Here is an 18,720-nt window from a genome sequence, read left to right as displayed (position 1 = left end):
CGGGATGAACGCTTCAGCGCCCATCGACGACACCGACACCTAGGAATTCAGATGACCAGAACGAGAACGGCGGCGCCCCCACCGGCCAGAGTCAGGGGCACCGCCAAGGAGTCGAGCGCCGACCAAAGCCCCGACCGCGCCATCATCGCATTGACCGACGAGGTGGTCGAGGGGGTCAACGTCGTTGACCACGACACCGTGAGGGCCGTCGAGGGGCGATGGGCCGTCGTGGTCCGTTTCAACGTCGGCAGTGACCAGGCGCACACCCGCTCCCGGGTCTACCTGACCGCCACGGCCGCTCAGCGCGCGGTCGAGGCCGCTCGGGACCGAGGGCAGCCCGCTGCGGCCGTGCTCGTCGAGCTGCGGGTGGTCGGCACGCTCGGGGCGACGTCGTGAGCCCCCACACCGCCGACCTCGGCCTCGGCGAGTACGACCCCGAGCTGCTCGACGGCGACCCGCGCGTCGTGTGGTTGGTGCTCGTGCAGACGCCCCGGGGCGCGTTCCGCTCGCCGTTCCTGACGATGGGCGCCGCTGCCAAGCGGGTGCGCCGCGCCCGCAACCGGGGGTGGTCGGCCCGACTCGTGCCGTGCGAACTATGGCCCCTCGACCCCGAGGCCCCCATCGACCCCTACAACCTGCCCGCGCCCGACCCCGAGGCCGAGGTCGGGCGTCCTCGACGAGCACGGGCTGCCCGCATCGACCTCGTGCCGGCCACGCCCTCGGCGACCCCGGGGGCCACGTCGTGAGCGCCCTCTACTGGCCGCAGTACCACGACTCGGTCGAGCGGCTCGACGCCCTCGGATGCACGAGCGATGCCGTGGCCCTGTTCCTCGTCGACGTCCTGCCGCACTGCGCTCGGTTCCAGAGCGACGGGGCCGTGCTCCGAGGCGTGCCCCGTCGCGGCCATGTGCCCGATCCCGAGGCCGCTGTGCAGTCCCTCGTTGAGGCGGGGGTACTGGCCCCCACCGACACCGGGTGGCAGGTCGTCGACTACTCGGTGCCGTTCGACAAGGGCGGGTGGGGCCAGCCATCGCAGGCGACCATCGCCGAACGGCGAGACGCCAGCGCCAAGAGCAGCGAGGCCCACCGCAGGCGCAAGGGACTGCACGCCCGGGGCGACCACTCGCAGTGCGACCGCTGCGAGTGGGTCAAGGTCCACGGCCGCGACGCTGCCCGGGCCACAGCAGGCGTGACGAGTCACGCGGCCGTCACTGACGCGTCAGTGACCGAGGAGCCACCGTCACTGACCCCCCTAACCCAGAACCACTTCAGCTCCAGCACCAACACCACCACCACGGAACGTCAGTGGAGTGGTGGTGGTGAGGGTGAGGGGTGGACGGACAGCGACAGCGCCCGCGCTGGCGCGCGGTCACAGCCGCAGCCGTCCACCCCTCACGAGGACAGCACCGCGCGGTGGCCCGAACCGCAGGGGTGGGAACTCGCAGCCACGTGGGTCGACTTATCCCCGGCCGAGGGGGGTGGTGCCTCGTGACGTTCCACCCCAACCGGCTTGACGTCGTTGAGGCCACCGACGACCCCACCGACGAGAGCCGCAAGGCGCACGCGCTGCTGCTCGTGCGCTCGTCGTTGTCGGCCGAGGCCATCGCCGAGCACCTGCCGACGTGGTCGGCCGAGACCGTGCAGGCCCGACGGGTGGCCCACGCGGGCGTGCTCGCCCGGGTCGGCCTGTTCGTCGAGCACGAGGTCGACAAGCTGCGCCGCAACCACAACTGCGGGTGGTGGTGCGGGCTCGTGCCCGTCGAGGGGTTCCCCACCATCACCACCGACCGCGACGCCCCGACCCTCGGCGTGCGCGTTCCCAAGGACGACGCTGACGAGTGGGTCGAGCGCCTGCAGCACCTCGTCGAGTTGGTGCAGCGCAACGACAGCCCCCCAGCGTGGCTGGCCGAGCAGCAGCGCCGGCCACCGAACTCGCCCGACCTGCGGGCCGTCCGGTGACCCCTCGACGCCGTCACCGACGGCGCACGTTCCGCACTAATCCCACCAGCCCCCGCACCACCACCGATCCGTTGGGAGACGCCGCCATGACCACCGCCCCCGCATTCCCCCCGTTCGTCACCGAGACCGGGGAACCCCGGTGCATCCACCTCGGGTGCCCTCACGCGCAGACCGAGGGGCCGACCCTGTTGTGCGCCATGCACGTCGGGTTCGCGCTGGCCATGTCCGACATGCACCGTCGGTGGTTGGCGCAGAACTCGACGGCACCCACCGACGTCGAGCGGGTCGACGTCCGTCTCACGGCCGTGGCGATGGTCGAGGCAGCGGCCAAGGGGGAGCGCGAACGCATCCCGCAATTGGTCGGCCTCGTCGTCCCCGAGGGGGTCGGAGTGCCCGACGACCTCGTCGCGCTGACCGCCATCACCGCGCAGCTCGCGGCCATCCTCGTGCCGGTGGTCGGCGACCGCGACGAAGTCATCGCAAGGTTGCGCGCGGCTATGAGTAGCACCGAGCACCCCGGGGTTATGGCCGAGGACGACGACGAGGGTGGTGCCCGGTGACGGCTGTGACCTTGCCGAGCTGTCCGCTCTGCGCTGGCCCTCGGATGCGCTTCTACCTCGACGGCTCGCTCGTTTTCTCGCACACCTTGTCGTGCGTATACGGCCACGCCGAGGACGCCCGGGAGGTCGCCGACCATGAGTTCGTCGATGGGGGCGTCGTGCGCCGGCCAGCGACTCACACCGAGGTGTCGCTGCTGCGCGCGGCCGGGGTCGACCTGCCCGAGGACGACGACGAGGTCGAGACGTTCGTCGCGTGGTCGAGCCCCGGCGTGCGGCGGCGGCGGTGGTTCGACCGCCTCGGCCGACAGGTGGTGTTCGACCCGCACCCCGTCGCGCGCACCGCCGAGGTGCACCTCATCGCCACGGCCGCGCCGGTCGCACCGACCGCGTGAGGGGGGAAGGGGACCTCTCCCCGGCCCCCTCGTCATCACCGGAGCGCTCAGGCGCTGCCCCCGCGTGAGGGATAGAGACCCCTCCCGGCCCCCGTCCACCCCCTGACCTACACACCGCACCACGAGAGGACACCCCATGCCCGGCCCCCCACCCCGCGACCCGCGCCGACGGGCGCGACCCAAGGACGACCCCACCGTGCGCCGCGTCGACCTGCCGGTGGCTGGCCCGCAAGACCTGCCAGCCGATCTTGAGCCCGACGGCGGGTGGCACCCCTCGACCGTGCGGTGGTGGGCGACGTGGCGCGATTCGCCGTTGACCACCACGTGGCCCGCGACCGAGTGGGCCGAGCTTGAGGTCGCGGCCGTTCTGTACGAGGCGTTCGTGCGGGGGCGCACGTCCGCTGCTGCCGAGCTGCGCCGACGCACCGCCGCGCTCGGGGCGACCGCTACCGACCGTGCCCGCCTGCGCATCTTCGCCGCCGATGCGGACGCCAAGGAGAGCAAGGCGTCCCCGCGCACCGCCGCCCCGCGCCGGTACCCCGCGCTGCAGGCCGTCGACCCGGTCCTGGCGTTCGCGCCGCGCCCGCAGGACACCACCACCGAGGCCCGCGACGAGGGGCACGACCACCGAGAGGACAACCCCGCATGAGCATCCCCACGACCACCACCACCGACCCGCAGCCCGGGCCCGACGAGACGTTCGACCCGGCCTCCACCGAGGGCCTCGACGACTACCTCGTGGCCGAGGGCCTCCGCGAGGTCGGTAACCCCGTCGAGGGCACCGAGGACGAGGGCCAGCAGAGCGCCGGCCGAGGCCCCAACGCCGAGGCTGCCCGGTGGCGGGCGTCGTTCCGTGAGGCCGAGGCCGAGCGGGACGGCCTGCGCGAGCGGGTGACCAACCTGCAGCGTCGCGAGGTCGAGCGCCTCGCCGAGGGCAAGCTCGCGCAGGCGGGCGACCTGCTGACGTACGGCGAGGTGACCCTCGACGACCTGCTCGACGCCGACGGGCACGTCGATGCCGGGGCCGTCGAGCAGGCGGTGGCTGGCCTGCTGGCCGCCCGCCCGGGGCTGCGGTACCTACCCCCGGGGCCGTCGAGCTTCGGCCTCGGGTACACCCGGCCGATCCCCCGAGGTGAGCCCGAGACGTTCGCGCAGGCCGTCCGCAAGACCGTGCGCGGCGGGTAGTCGACCAACTACTCTGTGTCGTGCAGGGGTGGTGCGGGCCAGGTGCCGGCCACCCCGAGCGCGCACGGCCCCAGCGGGGCACGCACCAACCGGCAGGCACGGGGTGCGGGCAGTACCGGCCACGTCGAGCACGACGTCGCCGAACGCACCCCGCTGAGAGGCCCCCGTCATGCCCTTGAACACCCTCAACGCCGCGCCGCTGCTCACCCCTGAGCAGGTGCAGGCGACCATCGTGCGGCCCGTGACCACTGGCTCGGTCGCCACGCAGGTCTCCACCGTCGTCACCTCGACGAGCAAGTCGACCCGGTTCCCGCTCGTCGTCAGCGACCCCACCGCAGCCGGGGTCGCCGAGGGGCAGGAGATCCCGTTCAGCTCGCTCGGTACCGACGCCGTCACCGTCGTGCCGTTCAAGCTCGCGGTGCTCGACAGCATCACCCGCGAGGCCATCGAGGACAGCGACGACGCCGCGCTCGACCTCACCGCCGCCCGCATGGCCGAGGCCATCGCCAAGCGCCTCGACGCGGGGTTCTTCTCCGCTGCCGCCGCAGGCGTCGTGCAGGCGGGCATCGGTGCGGTGGCTGGCGTCTCGACCGTCGATGCGGGCGAGACGTGGTCGAGCGTCGACCCGTTCGTCGATGCCCTCGCCGAGGCCGAGGGGGTCGGCGCGACCGTCGATGCGTTCGTCGCCAACCCCGCCGACGCCCGGGCGCTGGCCAAGCTCAAGCAGGCCACCGGCAGCAACCTGCCGCTGTTCTCGGGCGACCCCACGGTGCCGACCCGGCGCGTGGTGCTCGGGGTGCCGCTGTTCGTGACCCCGGCCGTGCCGGCCGGGACCGTGTGGGGCATCCCCCGCGCCCGCTCGTTCGTCGTCATCCGCGACGAGGTGCGCGTCGAGACCGACGGCAGCCCGCTCTTCACCAAGGACAGCGTGGCGGTGCGCACCACCATGCGCGTCGGCTACGCATGGCCGCACGCCGCTGCCGTGGTCAAGGTCGCTCTTTCGTCCTGACCCGGCTCGGACGTCAACGTCCCCCCACCCGTGTCCTCAACCGGTCTTGCGGGTCGGGGGGTGACGCCTACCGGTGTAGTACCCACCCCTCGTAACGGACCATGTCCACGAACTTGCCGTAGTCGACGTTCCGCTGCCCACACACGTAAGGGATCTTCGGTCGCCCAGGTCCACCGTTGGTCTCTCCCGTGATGACGGTGCACGCATCGACCTCAGCGACCGCGATGACGAATGGGTCAGCACCATTCTTGCGACCCTGCTGAGCCCATTTCGGGAAATCGTTAGTAATCGAACCCGCGATAGTCGCGACCGCTGCATCCGTTTCGCGGATGCAAGCTTCCCTGTTCATGCCAGGTTCCAGGCACCATGACTTGAGAGGGGCATCCGCTCGTAGCGCCTCGGCCCAAGCCTCTTCCGAGACCAGAAGGCGCCCCGCGGCGATGAGGTCGTCCACGTGTTCCCATACGCCAGGGAAGTTGCCGATCGGGTAGAAGCGCTCGATTCCGTCGATGAGCCCACTCGTGTCGAATGAGTAAATCCGCGGGACTGCACTCACGCTGGAGCCTCCCCGATTACAGACAGCAGCTTGGGTACTTTGTCGTAGGAGACCTCCAGCAACTGCGAGACGTCGCGGGAACTGATGGCTTCATCGCGGTGCGCCTCGACCACTCGGGTAATGAAGCGGCGACCCAAGTCGCGAGCCTTGAGCTGATAGAAGATCGGTGGAGGATCTTTCCCCTCCCGCGCCTCTCGTTGTTCCGTGCGGAAAGCTCGGTAAGCGGCGTCGAATTCAGGCTTGAGTCGCCAATAGTCGTCCCATTCCGCTAGACCGAGCTCGATCGTCCGGAGCACAGCCGCCTCGCCGCTCACTCCGAATTGACTTCCGATGGCTCGGGCGGTGTCCGTGTCTAGAGCCCGTGAATCGGGAAGATCGATCAGGCTGAGGAATTGATCCTTTGGCATGAGGGTTGCGGCGGCAATCTGCTCGCACTTGCGCTCAAGGTCGCCGTCGTCCTCGTGCTGCAGATCGCAGAGGCCGCTCGTTCTGAATCCGACATGAGCCAGCTCGTGAATGAGGGTGTAAATTTTGCCGCGGGGCCAGTCCGCACCGTTGAGCGCGATAATCGGGCACGGTCCATCCGCTATGGAGAACCCCCGCATCAAGCGAGCGTCAACGCGCTGCGTCTGAATGACGGTGATACCGAGAGCCTCGGCTCTGCGGATTAGGGTGCGCGCGTATTCTTCCGGGCGGAGCACGGTGGCGCGGGGGATTGAATCTAGGTCAAGAGCAGTGCGCAGCTCGACGCTGATTTCCTCGGCAGAGGACTCCGGGTCCAGCTCGAACGCCGCGTACCCGGACTCTGCATTCCCGTCCGTCGCCTCAAGAATATCGATGAGGGCATCGCGTTGCCGGTAGGCGCGGGAAATGGCCTTCTGTAGCGGAGCCGGATCGATGCCTTCCCGAGTCTCTGATCGCCGAAAGTCTGGCAGTCGGGAGGGTTCGGGCACGTCGGGGAGTTCACGCATGAAGAAGGCGGCAAGGGGGCGTTCGTAGACGTCGCTCATCTTGCGAAGCTGGTTCAAGGTGGGGGTGGCCTGGCCCGCCTCCCACTGCTCGACGCGATTCAGCTTCACGCCTAGGCGGGCAGCGGCAGTCTGCTGATCGATCCGCGCCGTCTCACGCGCCCAGCGCAACACCGGCGCTTGGACCGCGAAGCTGCTGGCCGTCGACACGGGTCTCCTCCATCTGACTTGGCAAGGACTCTAGGGCCTGCCTCGGACACTCGGTACCGGAGGCGGACGGCGACCTGTCGGGGGAGGCGAACCAGAGCTGTCGGTCACACCCAACCGGTCCCACACCGCACTGCGCCCTTGGGTCTTGGGCGCCGTCGGCGTTGTTCCACGGCGTTGAAAGTTCGTTGCCAGCGGTAAGCAAAGCGTTCAAGATCATCGTCGGTGGTGCAGTCCTGTAGCTCGCGATCCTCCAATGGCGTCCAAGGACTGCTCCGTCGCAGTGCCGTGTTGCGCGTCGCGGCCTGCCGGGATGACTGGGACCGAGCGGGCGAGGGCAGTGCCGTCTCTGCGCGCCGCGGGAGGTCTCGTACGGTGCCGCCGCCATCGGCGAGAGCGTCTGCCTTGGTACGTCCACGGTCGTCCGGGTGAGTGGGCGAGGTCACCGCAGGTTGGTCGGCATCGTGAGACGCGAGCAGGAGCGCAAGTAGCCCACCAGGGTCAAGCGACCGAGTGTCCCCACGACGCCCTCGGCGTGACCTCCGCATGACCTAAGTCGTGGTCATTGGGGGTCTGTGGCGGGTCATTGTGGGGGGAGGCCGGTTCGCCCTTCAGGAGCGAACCGGCCTCTGACCTGCGGCCTTACTGGAGCGGGCGACGGGAATCGAACCCGCGTAGCTAGTTTGGAAGACTAGGGCTCTACCATTGAGCTACACCCGCGTGAGGGCCGGCTCAGCGCGCGACCCTCGGTGACCATCGTAGCGGGTGCCGGGGCGGTAGCCTCTCCCCGTGCCGCCCGCGGGTGGCGCGCGGGGTGTGGCGCAGCTTGGTAGCGCGTCCGCTTTGGGAGCGGAAGGCCCCCGGTTCGAATCCGGGTACCCCGACGGACACGCGTCCGCCTGCACGTGCGGCGGTCGTGCGAGTGAAGAGCCCCGGCGCGGACGGCTACGCTTTCGCGGTGCGTCGGGGCTGCCCCGGCGTGCCGCACGCCTGACCACGACCTCCGCACCGGCGGAGAGACCCCAGGAGATCCCCGCTGTGAAGAGCGACGTCGAGACCCTCAACCCGACCCGGGTCAAGTTCACCGTCGAGGTCGGCTACGACGAGCTGAAGCCCAGTCTCGACAAGGCCTACAAGACGATCGGCGGTCAGGTCCAGGTCCCCGGCTTCCGCCAGGGCAAGGTGCCCCCGCGCGTCATCGACCAGCGCTTCGGGCGGGCCGTCGTGCTCGAGGAGGCCGTCAACGACGCGCTGCCGAAGTTCTACCAGCAGGCCGTGGAGGCCTCGGACTTCCTGCCGCTGGGCCAGCCCACGGTCGACGTCTCCCAGGCCCCGGACCCGGCCAAGGGCGGGGACCTGAAGTTCTCCGTCGAGGTCGACGTCCGGCCCACGCTCGAGCTGCCCGACCTGTCCACGGTGACGGTGACCGTCGAGGACCTCGACGTGCCGGCCGAGGAGGTCGAGACCCGCCTGACCGCGCTGCGCGAGCGCTTCGGCACCCTCGTGGGCGTCGACCGCCCGGCCGCCGACGGCGACTTCGTCTCCATCGACCTGCACGCCGAGATCGACGGCGAGGAGATCGAGACGGCCAAGGGCATCAGCTACCGCATCGGCCAGGGCAACATGATCGAGGGCCTGGACGAGGCCCTGACGGGTGTCTCCGCCGAGGGCACCGCGACCTTCACCGCGCCGCTGGCCGGTGGGGACCGCAAGGGCGAGGACGCCTCCATCACCGTGACCGTGCAGTCGGTCAAGGAGCGTCAGCTGCCCGAGGCCGACGACGACTTCGCCCAGCTCGCCAGCGAGTTCGACACGCTGGAGGAGCTGAAGGCGGACCTGCTCAAGCAGGTCGAGCAGTCCAAGAAGTTCGAGCAGGGCCTGCAGGCGCGCGACAAGGTGCTCGAGAAGCTCCTCGAGCTCGTCGAGGTCCCCGTCCCGGCGTCGCTGGTCGAGGCCGAGATCCACGCCCACCTCGAGCGCGAGAACCGCCTGGAGGACGCCGAGCACCGCGCGGAGATCCAGGAGTCGACCGAGCAGGCCATCCGCAGCCAGCTCCTGCTCGACGCCCTCGCCGAGCGCGAGGAGATCGGCGTGGAGCAGGGCGAGCTCATCGAGTACCTGGTCGGGCAGTCCCAGCAGTACGGCATGGACCCGAACCAGTTCGTCCAGATGGTCGACGGCGCGGGTCAGGTCCCGGCCATGGTCTCGGAGGTGCGTCGCCGCAAGGCGCTGGCCGTCGCCATGGAGCAGGCGACCGTGACCGACGCCTCGGGCAACCCGGTGGACCTGGAGGAGCTCGTGGGCGGCGAGGACGGGGCCGAGGGCACCGACGAGGACGCGACCGAGGGCGCGACCGAGGGCACCGACGAGGGCACGCAGGGGACCGGCGAGGCCGTGGAGAACCCCGGCTCCGAGGCCGGCGCGACCGTCGACCCGACCGGTGAGGACGAGGCCGCGGCCGCGCAGGAGGTCGGGCAGGACCCCTCGAAGGGCTGATCCCGGTCGCTGTGGGCGCACCCGTCACGGGTGCGCCCACAGCGAAAAGGGCCCGGCCCCGACATGGTCGTCGGGGCCCGCGCGTTAGGGTCGATCGAGATCGGCGGAGCATCCGCCGGACCCTCCCGGACACGTCCGGGGTGGGTGGTCGACGCCAGGAGAGGGCCAGGGAACAGCGTGAGCGAGATCTTGAGCGCACCGGGACTGGTGACGCCGCAGCAGGCCCGGACGGGCAACCCGGGAGTGGGCCTCGACGACAACGTCTACCAGCGCCTCCTGCAGCAGCGGATCATCTGGCTGGGGACCGAGGTCCGGGACGACATGGCCAACGCCATCTGCGCGCAGCTGCTGCTGCTCGCGGCCGAGGACCCGGACGCGGACATCTTCATGTACATCAACTCGCCCGGCGGCTCGGTGTCCGCGGGCATGTCGATCTACGACACGATGCAGTACATCAAGCCGGACGTGGCGACGATCGCCACCGGCATGGCGGCCTCGATGGGCCAGTTCCTGCTCTGCGCGGGTGCTCCGGGCAAGCGCTCGGCGCTGCCGCACGCGAAGATCATGATGCACCAGCCGCTGGGCGGCCTGGGCGGCTCGGCCAGCGACATCAAGATCCTCGCCGAGCAGATCATCGCCACCAAGAAGCAGATGGCCGAGCTGATCGCCAAGCACTCGGGCCAGACCTTCGAGACCATCACCCGCGACTCCGACCGCGACCGCTGGTTCTCGGCCCAGGAGGCCAAGGAGTACGGGCTCATCGACCACGTCGTCGGTCACACCAGCGAGGTCGAGGGCGGGGGCGGCACCGGTGCCTGAGCTCCACCGCCCGCCGTTCACCACCGCTCCGAGGGGAGACCGCCCGATGAACCCGCAGTCCCGGCTGAACCCGGCGTACGACCAGTCCGCCCGGTACGTCCTGCCGCAGTTCGAGGAGCGCACGTCCTACGGGATGAAGCGCTCGGACCCGTACACCAAGCTCTTCGAGGACCGCATCATCTTCCTCGGCGTGCAGGTGGACGACGCCTCGGCGGACGACATCATCGCCCAGCTCATCGTCCTGGAGTCCCAGGACACCGAGCGCGACATCATCATGTACATCAACTCCCCGGGCGGGTCCTTCACGGCCCTCACGGCGATCTACGACACGATGATGTACATCCGCCCGGACATCCAGACGTACTGCATGGGCCAGGCCGCCTCGGCGGCCGCGGTCCTGCTGGCGGCCGGTGCCCCGGGCAAGCGGTTCGCGCTGCCGAACTCGCGCATCCTCATCCACCAGCCCGCCATGGCCGGTGGCGACTACGGGCAGGCCTCCGACCTGGAGATCCAGGCCAACGAGATCCTGCGGATGCGGTCCTGGCTGGAGAGCACGCTCGCGTTCCACTCCAACCGGACCGCCGAGCAGGTGCGCGACGACATCGAGCGCGACAAGTTCCTCACCGCGACCGAGGCCGTCGAGTACGGCCTCATCGACGAGGTCCTGACCAGCCGGAAGGCGTCCGCCCCCTCCCTGTGAGCGGGGACCGGGCGTCACTCACCTGCAGCACCGGGTGAGGTGAACGGGAGCGCCCCGGGGGACCGGTCTGGCACCGTGTCCCCCGGGGGCGTCTAATGAATCGCACCCGCGAGTGGTCGGGAGAACGCCCGCCCGGCAGGTAGCGTGGCACCACGTGACGCGACGAGGACCCGGCTCCGCCGGCCCTCCCGGGTCGCGCCCGAGCAGCACGAGGAGAGGAATCGTCGGTGGCACGCATCGGTGACGGTGGCGACCTGCTGAAGTGCTCGTTCTGCGGCAAGAGCCAGAAGCAGGTCAAGAAGCTCATCGCGGGCCCCGGCGTCTACATCTGCGACGAGTGCATCGACCTCTGCAACGAGATCATCGAGGAGGAGCTCGCCGAGGCCAACGACCTGGGCCTGGTGGAGCTGCCGAAGCCGAAGGAGATCTTCGACTTCCTCGACCAGTACGTCATCGGCCAGTCCTCGGCGAAGAAGTCGCTGGCCGTGGCCGTCTACAACCACTACAAGCGCATCCAGGTCGGCGAGGCCGCGGGCAAGGCCCGCGGCGAGGACGCCGTGGAGATCTCCAAGTCCAACATCCTGCTGATCGGCCCCACGGGCTGCGGCAAGACGTACCTGGCGCAGACGCTCGCCAAGATGCTCAACGTGCCCTTCGCCATCGCCGACGCCACGGCGCTGACCGAGGCCGGCTACGTGGGCGAGGACGTCGAGAACATCCTGCTCAAGCTCATCCAGGCGGCCGACTACGACGTCAAGAAGGCCGAGACGGGCATCATCTACATCGACGAGGTCGACAAGATCGCCCGCAAGTCCGAGAACCCCTCGATCACGCGCGACGTGTCGGGGGAGGGCGTGCAGCAGGCGCTGCTGAAGATCCTCGAGGGCACCACGGCCAGCGTGCCGCCGCAGGGCGGCCGCAAGCACCCCCACCAGGAGTTCATCCAGATCGACACGACGAACGTGCTGTTCATCGTGGGCGGGGCCTTCGCGGGCCTGGACCGCATCATCGAGGCGCGCTCGGGCAAGCAGGGGCTCGGCTTCGGCGCCCAGCTGCGCTCGAACCAGGCCAAGGGCGAGCCGACCTTCGCCGACGTCATGCCCGAGGACCTCATGAAGTTCGGGCTCATCCCCGAGTTCATCGGGCGCCTGCCGGTGATCACCAGCGTCGAGAACCTCGACCGGGAGGCGCTGGTCCAGATCCTGACCAAGCCCCGCAACGCCCTGGCCAAGCAGTACCAGCGGATGTTCGAGCTGGACGGCGTGGAGCTGGAGTTCACCGACGACGCCCTGGAGGCCGTGGCCGACCAGGCGATCCTGCGGGGGACCGGCGCCCGCGGCCTGCGGGCCATCATCGAGGAGGTCCTCCTCCCCGTGATGTTCGACGTGCCGAGCCGCGACGACATCGCCCGCGTCGTCGTGACCCGCGAGGTCGTCCTCAAGAACGTCAACCCGACCCTGGTGCCCCGCGAGGCGCCGGCCCGCAAGCCCACCCGCGAGCGCCGGGACAAGTCGGCCTGACGACCTGCTCGTGGCACGACGAGGGCCCCGCACCGGCTGGTGCGGGGCCCTCGTCGTGTCCGGCGGCTACTGCTGCAGCACGGCCTGGACGTCGATCTGGACCTTCAGGGTGGTCCCGAAGACGGCGACCCCGATCCCGACGGCCTGGTTCCAGTTCATCTTGAAGTCGTCGCGGTGCAGCTCGGTGGTGGCCGTGAAGGCCGCCCGGGTGCCGCCCCAGGGGTCCGGGCCGCTGCCGGCGTAGGACAGCTGCAGCTCCACGGGCCGGGTGGTGGCCAGCAGGGTCAGGTCCCCGGCCAGGACCCAGCCGTCGGCGCCGCGCTGGACGCCCGCGGCGCGGAACGTCAGCGTGGGGTACCGGGCGACGTCGAGGAAGTCCGGCGAGCGCAGGTGGTCGTCGCGCACGCCGTTGCCGGTGTCGATGGAGGTCGCGTCGATCTCGACCTCCACGGTGGCCCGCGTGACGTCCTCGGGGACGGTGATGACCCCGGAGAAGCCCGTGAACCGGCCGTGCACGGCGGACAGGCCCAGGTGGTGGGCCGTGGCGGAGATCGTCGAGTGCGCGATGTCGATCACCCACACCCCCGGCGGCGGGACGTCGCTGCCGCCCTGGCGCCGCAACCGGACCTCCCCGACGCGCCAGGCGCCGTCGGCGGGCACGACGACGCTGGTCGCGCGGGGCTCGTGCGCCGCGGCGGCGACGAGCATGGTCGCCGCCCCCGCGGGCACCCCGAGCAGGGCGAAGCCGCCGTCGCCGCCGGTCACGGCCCGGGCCACCTGCGACCCGTCGGCGCCCAGGAGCGTCACGGAGGCGCCGGTCACGGGCCAGCCCTCGCGGGTCAGCACGCGGCCCTCGCCCGTGACGCCGTTCCCGGCGGCCGTGGCGTGCCGCCGGGCGGCCGGTTCGGCGTTCACCGCTGCTCCGAGCGGGCGTCGAAGCGCGTCAGGTCGAGCACGGCGGGACCGGTGCCGGTCCCGAGGGTGATCCGGGCGGCGGACACCGAGTCCTCCTCGACGTCGACGGACGCGGCCACGGGGGCGAACCCGGCCGCGGTCAGCGTGTAGTGGCCGCCGGCGAGGTCCTCGAAGGAGTAGCTGCCGTCGGGGCCGGTGACGACGGACCCGACGACCTCGCCGTCGGCGTCGACGAGGGTGACGGACGCCTCCCGCAGGACGCGGCCGTCGCTGGCGGCGACCACGGTGCCGGTGAGGCGGCCCCCGCCGGTCAGGACGAGGTCGCAGGCCAGGGCGCCGGCGTCGGGCACCTCGACGCTGCGGGCCAGCGGCCGGTGCGACTCGCTCTGGGCGGTCAGCACGTAGGCGCCGCCCATGAGCTGGTCGAAGGCGTACCCGCCGCCGCCGTCGGTCCGGGTGGACCCGACGACCTCGCCGGTGACGTCGGTGAGGGTGACCAGGGCGCCCTGCACGCCGTGGGTGCGCAGCGGCTCGTCGGCCTGGTGCGGCTCGTGGGCCAGGACCCGGCCCGTGATGGCCGAGCGCCCCGACAGCACGACGTCGCGGGTCACGGAGGTGTCGCCGATGCCCACGAGGGTCGCGGCGGGGGCCACGTGGGCGGCCGCGACGATGAGCAGGTAGGTCCCGCCGGTGGGCAGGGCCAGGGAGTAGCCGCCGTCGTCGCGGCTGGCGGTGCGGGCGACCTGCTGGCCGGACTGGTCGGCCAGGGTCACGACGGCGCCGGCCAGCGGCCGGGAGTCGTGGTGGCGCACGGTGCCGGACAACGTGAGCCCGGCGTCGGTGCGCGTGGACTGGGCAGGCACGCTGGGGACCTCCTCCCGCTCGGGGTGCTGGTGCTGGGCACCGTCGATCTGAGCACCGTTCATCGCAGCTGCGTCGATCTTCGCAGGTGCGGCCGCCGCGGGGGCGTCCTGGCCGCCGTCGGTGCGCAGCGCGCGCTCCTTGAAGAACAGGGTGATGACGAAGGCGACGAGCGCGAACGGCGCGGCGAGCAGGAAGACGTCGGCGATGGAGGAGCCGTAGGCGGCCTGCACGATCGAGCGGACCGGCTCGGGGATCGCCCCGAGGTTCGGCACGCCGGTGCTGGAGCCCAGCGAGGACAGGGCCGCGGCGGGGTCGATGCGGGCGGCGGTCAGCCCGTCCTGGAGGTGGGTGGTGACCCGGTGGCCCAGGACGGCGCCGAGGGCTGAGACTCCGATGGCCCCGCCGAGGCTGCGGGCGAAGGCGACGAAGGAGGACGCCGAGCCCATGTCCCGGGGCTCGGCGACGTTCTGCACGGCCAGGACGAGGTTCTGCATCATCATGCCGACGCCCAGGCCGATGAGGGCCATGTACGGGGCGACGACCCAGTAGTTCGTGTCGTACTCGATGGTGCCCATGAGGCCCAGGCCGGCGGTGAGCAGCACGCCGCCGACGACGAGCCAGGCCTTCCAGCGGCCGGTGCGGGTGATGAACTGCCCGGCGACGGTGGAGGCGAGGAACAGCCCGACGATCATCGGGATGGTCATGACGCCGGCCATGGTGGGCGTCTCGTGGCGGGCGAGCTGGAAGTACTGGCTGAGGAAGATCGTGGCGCCGAACATGGCGACCCCGACGAAGAGGCTGGCGGCGGCCGACAGCGCGATGGTCGGGTTCCGGAAGAACTTCAGCGGGACGATCGGCTCGGTGGCGCGGTGCTCGGCCAGGACGGCCAGGGCCAGCAGGACGACGCCGGCGGCGACGAGACCGACGGTCCACCAGGACGCCCAGTCGAACTCGGTGCCGGCCAGCGACACCCAGATGAGCAGCGCGGAGATGCCGGCGGCGATGAGCAGGGCGCCGAGGTAGTCGATGGAGACGGCGCGGCGGGGCTGGGCCGGCAGCTTGAGCTTGAACTGCAGGACGACGAAGGCCAGGACGGCGAAGGGGATGCCGACGTAGAAGCACCAGTGCCAGGACAGGTGCTCGGTCAGGACGCCGCCGATGAGGGGGCCGCCGACGGTCGCGAGGGCGAACGTCGCGCCGAGGTAGCCGGAGTACCGGCCGCGCTCGCGGGGGCTGACCATCGAGGCGAGGATCACCTGGGCCAGCGCGAGCAGGCCGCCGCCGCCGATGCCCTGGAACACGCGCAGGGTGATGAGCGTGCCCATGTTGGTGGACAGGCCGGCGACGGCCGAGGCCAGGACGTAGAGCACCAGGGCGGACTGGACGAGCAGCTTCTTGGAGAAGAGGTCGGACAGCTTGCCCCAGATGGGGGTGGAGATCGTCGTGGCGAGCAGCGCGGCGGTGACGACCCACGTGTAGCCGGACTCGGTGCCGTGCAGGTCGTTGACGATGGTGGGCAGCGCGTTCGAGACGACCGTCGAGGACAGGATCGCGACGAACATGCCCAGCAGCAGGCCCGACAGCGCCTCGAGGACCTCCCCGTGGCTCATCTTGGGGGCGGTGCCGTCCAGCTGCGGGGCCTGGGTGTGGGTGGTGGCGCTCATGCGTTCGCCTGCAACGGGTTCTCCTGGTGGGTGTGGGCGTTCTCCGGCGGTGCCGGCGTGGTCGCGGGGGTGCACCCGGTGGTGCGCGCGAGGCGCCCGAGCAGCCGGGTGAGGTCCTGGACGTCCTCGTCGTGCCAGCTGCCGAGCTGGCCGACGAGCCGGTCGACGACGGTGCGCCGGAACGCGCGCAGGTCCTCGACCCCGGCGTCGGTGACGGTCAGCCGGTGCGAGCGCCCGTCGTCGGGGTCGGGGGTGGCGCGCAGCAGGCCCTTGGCCTTCAGGTGCGACACCTGGCGGCTGACGGTCGACAGGTCGAGCGAGAGGTGCTCGGCGACTTCGCTCAGGCGCAGCGGGCCGTGCTGGTGGACGACGGCCAGGGCGGCGACGGCGGGGGTGTTCAGCGTGCCGACCAGGCAGCGGCGGGCCCGGAGCAGGTCCGGGAAGACGTCGACGAGCGCTGCGCACGCGTGCGGGGTGGCCATGGCGACCTTCGGGAGTGCGGTTGGTGTGTGCAAGCAACCATAGGTCGATTGGTTGCCTCATGCAACCCCATCGCCCCACCCGGGGCAGGCGTGACCCCGCGCCCGACGGCCGGGCGCGGGGTCACCGCGCGCGGCGGCGGGGCGGGCTCAGATGGCCGTGTTGAGCCGGTGCAGGAGGGTGGCCAGGGTCGTCATGTCCTCCTCGGGCCAGCCCTCCAGTCGGGTGTGCAGGCGCTGGCGGCGCGCGGCGCGGGCGGCGTGGACCTTCTCCAGGCCGTCGGGGGACAGGGTCAGGCGCACGGCGCGGCCGTCGGTCGGGTCCGCCTCCCGGCTGACCAGCCCCAGCCGCTCCAGGAGCTGGACCTGCCGGGACAAGGTGGGCTTGCCGATCCCGAAGAACGTCGCCAGGTCCGAGGGGCGCGCCTGTCCGACGTCGTCGAGGCGCACGAGCAGGCTGTACGCCTCCGGCTCCAGGTCCGGGTGGACGCTGTTCGCGGTCTCCCGGTTGATCGCACGCGATCGCCGCAGGAGGACGGCGAGCTCGCGTTCCAGCGCTTCGGCGGGGCCACTGACCATCCCAGGAACCTACCGGTCCGCGCCCCCGGCCCGTGCGGCACGGGCGACGCGCCGGGCGGACGGGCTTGAACAGCGTCGCGGTCACCCCCTAATGTCACGCGCAGATGCATCGAACCGATGCATCGAGGAGAGCGGGGGCGACGTGGTGCGCAAACGGGGTGACGTCGTCCTGCTGGCGGTCCTGGCCCTGCTGGCCGACGGCCCGATGCACGGCTACGAGGTCCGCAAGCGGCTCGACCAGCGCCTCGGGCTCTTCCGGGCCCTGAGCTACGGCACCCTCTACCCGGCCCTGCGGGCGCTGCAGGCCGGCGGCTGCATCACCGAGACCACCGAGCAGCGCCTCCCCGGCACCATCAGCCCCAAGCGGGCCCGCGTCGTGTACGAGATCACCGCCCACGGCCGGGACCGGCTCGCCGACCTGCTCGAGGAGTCCGGCCCGGAGGTGTGGGAGGACGACGCCTTCGGCGTCCACTTCGCCCTCTTCGCCCGCGTCGCCCCGCGCACCCGCCTGCGCATCCTCGAGGGCCGCCGGGCCCGGCTGCTCGAACGCCTCGAGGTCATGAACCGCTCCATCGAGCGCACCCAGGCCCAGCTCGACTCCTACGCCCTGGAGGCCCAGCGGCACGGTCTGGAGACCGTGCGCAGCGAGGTCGACTGGCTCGAACGCCTCATCACCGCAGAGCACACCCCGAACCACCACCCCGAGGAGAAACCCTGATGGCAGGTCCGATCCGCGTCGCGATCGTCGGCGTCGGCAACTGCGCCGCCTCGCTCGTGCAGGGCGTCCACTACTACCGCGACGCCGACCCCTCGCAGTCCGTCCCCGGGCTGATGCACGTGCAGTTCGGCGACTACCACGTGCGCGACGTCGAGTTCGTCGCCGCCTTCGACGTCGACGACAAGAAGGTCGGCACCGACCTCGCCGACGCCATCGGCGCCAGCGAGAACAACACGATCAAGATCTGCGACGTCCCCACCACCGGCGTCACCGTCCAGCGCGGCCACACCCTCGACGGCCTGGGCAAGTACTACCGCCAGACCATCACCGAGTCCGCGGCCGAGCCCGTCGACGTCGTCGCCGCCCTGCGCGAGGCCCGCGTCGACGTCCTCGTCTGCTACCTGCCCGTCGGCTCCCAGGACGCCGCGGAGTTCTACGCGCAGTGCGCCCTGGACGCGAAGGTCGCCTTCGTCAACGCGCTGCCCGTGTTCATCGCCAGCGACCCCGAGTGGGCGCAGAAGTTCACCGACGCGGGCGTGCCGATCGTCGGCGACGACATCAAGTCCCAGGTCGGTGCGACCATCACCCACCGCGTGCTCGCCAAGCTGCTGGAGGACCGCGGCATCGAGCTGGAGCGCACCTACCAGTTGAACGTCGGCGGCAACATGGACTTCAAGAACATGCTCGAGCGCGACCGCCTGGAGTCCAAGAAGATCTCCAAGACGCAGGCCGTCACCTCCAACGTGGAGGCCGACTTCGGCACCCGCAACGTCCACATCGGCCCCAGCGACTACGTCCAGTGGCTCGACGACCGCAAGTGGGCCTACGTCCGCCTCGAGGGCAAGGCCTTCGGCGGCGTCCCGCTGAACCTGGAGTACAAGCTGGAGGTCTGGGACTCCCCGAACTCCGCCGGCGTCATCATCGACGCCGTCCGCGCCGCGAAGATCGGCCTGGACCGCGGCATCGGCGGCCCGCTGCTGTCCCCGTCGGCGTACTTCATGAAGTCCCCGCCGCAGCAGCGCGACGACGAGACCGGCCGCAACGGCGTCGAGGCGTTCATCGCGGGCACCGTCGACCGCTGAGGTCCGCACCGCCCGCACCGCCCGCACGAGGAGGGCCCCCACCGGCAG

Annotated in this window: 21 protein-coding genes and 2 tRNA genes; 16 read left to right on the top strand and 7 right to left on the bottom strand. The window is 71.0% G+C overall.

The features are described 5' to 3' along the window. The first annotated feature begins 51 nt into the window (after positions 1–51). From BJ968_RS04630 to BJ968_RS04590, 9 genes are all read left to right on the top strand, one after another. The gene (locus BJ968_RS04630; RefSeq protein ID WP_218884794.1) at positions 52–396 is read left to right on the top strand and encodes a hypothetical protein; all 345 of its coding nucleotides are present in this window, start codon (positions 52–54) and stop codon (positions 394–396) included. Then, complete coding sequence (locus BJ968_RS04625) at positions 393–746, top strand: hypothetical protein (protein WP_179749635.1); 354 nt, start codon at positions 393–395, stop codon at positions 744–746. The genes BJ968_RS04630 and BJ968_RS04625 overlap by 4 nt, the downstream gene beginning before the upstream one ends. Continuing rightward, entirely contained in the window at positions 743–1,492 is a 750-nt protein-coding gene (locus BJ968_RS04620) for a hypothetical protein (RefSeq protein ID WP_179749633.1), read from the top strand. Before BJ968_RS04625 ends, BJ968_RS04620 begins: the two co-directional genes overlap by 4 nt. After that, positions 1,489–1,959: a hypothetical protein gene (locus BJ968_RS04615; protein WP_179749631.1), complete on the top strand. Its 471-nt coding sequence runs from the start codon at positions 1,489–1,491 to the stop codon at positions 1,957–1,959. Before BJ968_RS04620 ends, BJ968_RS04615 begins: the two co-directional genes overlap by 4 nt. A gap of 197 nt (positions 1,960–2,156) precedes the next feature. Further along, the gene (locus BJ968_RS04610; protein WP_218884791.1) at positions 2,157–2,519 is read left to right on the top strand and encodes a hypothetical protein; all 363 of its coding nucleotides are present in this window, start codon (positions 2,157–2,159) and stop codon (positions 2,517–2,519) included. A gap of 44 nt (positions 2,520–2,563) precedes the next feature. Next, positions 2,564–2,911 (top strand): hypothetical protein, encoded by a 348-nt coding sequence (locus tag BJ968_RS04605; protein WP_179749627.1) that lies wholly within the window; start codon positions 2,564–2,566, stop codon positions 2,909–2,911. Positions 2,912–3,047: 136 nt separating this feature from the next. Beyond that, positions 3,048–3,560 carry a phage terminase small subunit gene (locus BJ968_RS04600; protein ID WP_484496871.1) on the top strand — a complete coding sequence of 171 codons (513 nt, stop codon included), beginning with the start codon at positions 3,048–3,050 and terminating at the stop codon, positions 3,558–3,560. Continuing rightward, the gene (locus BJ968_RS04595; RefSeq protein WP_179749622.1) at positions 3,557–4,096 is read left to right on the top strand and encodes a hypothetical protein; all 540 of its coding nucleotides are present in this window, start codon (positions 3,557–3,559) and stop codon (positions 4,094–4,096) included. The genes BJ968_RS04600 and BJ968_RS04595 overlap by 4 nt, the downstream gene beginning before the upstream one ends. Positions 4,097–4,265: 169 nt before the next feature. Beyond that, positions 4,266–5,105 carry a phage major capsid protein gene (locus BJ968_RS04590; RefSeq protein ID WP_179749620.1) on the top strand — a complete coding sequence of 280 codons (840 nt, stop codon included), beginning with the start codon at positions 4,266–4,268 and terminating at the stop codon, positions 5,103–5,105. 67 nt (positions 5,106–5,172) lie between these two features. Here BJ968_RS04590 and BJ968_RS04585 read toward each other — a convergent pair whose 3' ends face one another. From BJ968_RS04585 to BJ968_RS04575, 3 genes are all read right to left on the bottom strand, one after another. Beyond that, positions 5,173–5,661: a DUF4411 family protein gene (locus BJ968_RS04585; protein ID WP_179749618.1), complete on the bottom strand. Its 489-nt coding sequence runs from the start codon at positions 5,659–5,661 to the stop codon at positions 5,173–5,175. After that, positions 5,658–6,839, bottom strand: a complete 1,182-nt coding sequence (locus BJ968_RS04580) for an ImmA/IrrE family metallo-endopeptidase (RefSeq protein WP_179749616.1) — start codon at positions 6,837–6,839, stop codon at positions 5,658–5,660. Before BJ968_RS04580 ends, BJ968_RS04585 begins: the two co-directional genes overlap by 4 nt. A gap of 643 nt (positions 6,840–7,482) precedes the next feature. After that, a tRNA-Gly gene (locus tag BJ968_RS04575) sits at positions 7,483–7,556 on the bottom strand. A 90-nt stretch (positions 7,557–7,646) separates the two neighbouring features. Between BJ968_RS04575 and BJ968_RS04570 the strand changes: the two genes are divergently transcribed. The 5 genes from BJ968_RS04570 (at position 7,647) to clpX (ending at position 12,371) form a co-directional block, all read left to right on the top strand. Beyond that, positions 7,647–7,720, top strand: a tRNA-Pro gene (locus BJ968_RS04570). A 154-nt stretch (positions 7,721–7,874) separates the two neighbouring features. Next, positions 7,875–9,332 (top strand): trigger factor, encoded by a 1,458-nt coding sequence (tig, locus tag BJ968_RS04565; RefSeq protein ID WP_179749614.1) that lies wholly within the window; start codon positions 7,875–7,877, stop codon positions 9,330–9,332. A gap of 177 nt (positions 9,333–9,509) precedes the next feature. Beyond that, the gene (locus tag BJ968_RS04560; protein ID WP_425491469.1) at positions 9,510–10,151 is read left to right on the top strand and encodes an ATP-dependent Clp protease proteolytic subunit; all 642 of its coding nucleotides are present in this window, start codon (positions 9,510–9,512) and stop codon (positions 10,149–10,151) included. A 46-nt stretch (positions 10,152–10,197) separates the two neighbouring features. Next, positions 10,198–10,851 (top strand): ATP-dependent Clp protease proteolytic subunit, encoded by a 654-nt coding sequence (locus tag BJ968_RS04555; RefSeq protein WP_179749612.1) that lies wholly within the window; start codon positions 10,198–10,200, stop codon positions 10,849–10,851. 227 nt (positions 10,852–11,078) lie between these two features. Next, positions 11,079–12,371, top strand: coding sequence for an ATP-dependent Clp protease ATP-binding subunit ClpX (gene clpX, locus BJ968_RS04550; RefSeq protein ID WP_179749610.1), 1,293 nt, complete (start codon positions 11,079–11,081; stop codon positions 12,369–12,371). Between the two features lie 66 nt (positions 12,372–12,437). Here the strand turns inward: clpX and BJ968_RS04545 are convergent, their stop codons facing one another. The 4 genes from BJ968_RS04545 to BJ968_RS04530 form a co-directional block, all read right to left on the bottom strand. Next, a complete protein-coding gene (locus BJ968_RS04545) occupies positions 12,438–13,217 on the bottom strand; it encodes a YceI family protein (protein WP_425491563.1) in 780 nt (259 codons plus the stop codon). 65 nt (positions 13,218–13,282) lie between these two features. Continuing rightward, positions 13,283–15,814 carry an MFS transporter gene (locus BJ968_RS04540; RefSeq protein ID WP_218884789.1) on the bottom strand — a complete coding sequence of 844 codons (2,532 nt, stop codon included), beginning with the start codon at positions 15,812–15,814 and terminating at the stop codon, positions 13,283–13,285. Continuing rightward, positions 15,811–16,296 carry a MarR family winged helix-turn-helix transcriptional regulator gene (locus BJ968_RS04535; protein ID WP_179749606.1) on the bottom strand — a complete coding sequence of 162 codons (486 nt, stop codon included), beginning with the start codon at positions 16,294–16,296 and terminating at the stop codon, positions 15,811–15,813. Before BJ968_RS04535 ends, BJ968_RS04540 begins: the two co-directional genes overlap by 4 nt. A 147-nt stretch (positions 16,297–16,443) precedes the next feature. Next, a complete protein-coding gene (locus tag BJ968_RS04530; protein WP_179749604.1) occupies positions 16,444–16,872 on the bottom strand; it encodes a MarR family winged helix-turn-helix transcriptional regulator in 429 nt (142 codons plus the stop codon). A 142-nt stretch (positions 16,873–17,014) separates the two neighbouring features. Here BJ968_RS04530 and BJ968_RS04525 point away from each other — a divergent pair, with 142 nt between their 5' ends. Continuing rightward, entirely contained in the window at positions 17,015–17,590 is a 576-nt protein-coding gene (locus BJ968_RS04525; RefSeq protein ID WP_179749602.1) for a helix-turn-helix transcriptional regulator, read from the top strand. After that, entirely contained in the window at positions 17,590–18,672 is a 1,083-nt protein-coding gene (locus BJ968_RS04520) for an inositol-3-phosphate synthase (RefSeq protein ID WP_179749600.1), read from the top strand. Before BJ968_RS04525 ends, BJ968_RS04520 begins: the two co-directional genes overlap by 1 nt. Positions 18,673–18,720: the final 48 nt, after the last annotated feature.

The sequence above is a fragment of the Kineococcus aurantiacus genome, assembly GCF_013409345.1.
Classification (GTDB): domain Bacteria; phylum Actinomycetota; class Actinomycetes; order Actinomycetales; family Kineococcaceae; genus Kineococcus; species Kineococcus aurantiacus.
The sequence above is the reverse complement of the archived record's forward strand: the minus strand, read 5'-3'. Positions and strand labels throughout refer to the sequence as shown.

Excerpts from the sequence above, each read along its gene's own strand:
- BJ968_RS04630 (WP_218884794.1), top strand. The coding sequence starts at position 52 with ATGACCAGAACGAGAACGGCGGCGCCCCCACCGGCCAGAGTCAGGGGC.
- BJ968_RS04610 (WP_218884791.1), top strand. The coding sequence starts at position 2,157 with ATGCACGTCGGGTTCGCGCTGGCCATGTCCGACATGCACCGTCGGTGG.
- BJ968_RS04605 (WP_179749627.1), top strand. The coding sequence starts at position 2,564 with ATGCGCTTCTACCTCGACGGCTCGCTCGTTTTCTCGCACACCTTGTCG.
- BJ968_RS04600 (WP_484496871.1), top strand. The coding sequence starts at position 3,048 with ATGCCCGGCCCCCCACCCCGCGACCCGCGCCGACGGGCGCGACCCAAG.
- BJ968_RS04595 (WP_179749622.1), top strand. The coding sequence starts at position 3,557 with ATGAGCATCCCCACGACCACCACCACCGACCCGCAGCCCGGGCCCGAC.
- BJ968_RS04590 (WP_179749620.1), top strand. The coding sequence starts at position 4,266 with ATGCCCTTGAACACCCTCAACGCCGCGCCGCTGCTCACCCCTGAGCAG.
- BJ968_RS04555 (WP_179749612.1), top strand. The coding sequence starts at position 10,198 with ATGAACCCGCAGTCCCGGCTGAACCCGGCGTACGACCAGTCCGCCCGG.
- BJ968_RS04540 (WP_218884789.1), bottom strand. The coding sequence starts at position 15,814 with ATGAGCGCCACCACCCACACCCAGGCCCCGCAGCTGGACGGCACCGCC.
- BJ968_RS04535 (WP_179749606.1), bottom strand. The coding sequence starts at position 16,296 with ATGGCCACCCCGCACGCGTGCGCAGCGCTCGTCGACGTCTTCCCGGAC.
- BJ968_RS04530 (WP_179749604.1), bottom strand. The coding sequence starts at position 16,872 with ATGGTCAGTGGCCCCGCCGAAGCGCTGGAACGCGAGCTCGCCGTCCTC.
- BJ968_RS04520 (WP_179749600.1), top strand. The coding sequence starts at position 17,590 with ATGGCAGGTCCGATCCGCGTCGCGATCGTCGGCGTCGGCAACTGCGCC.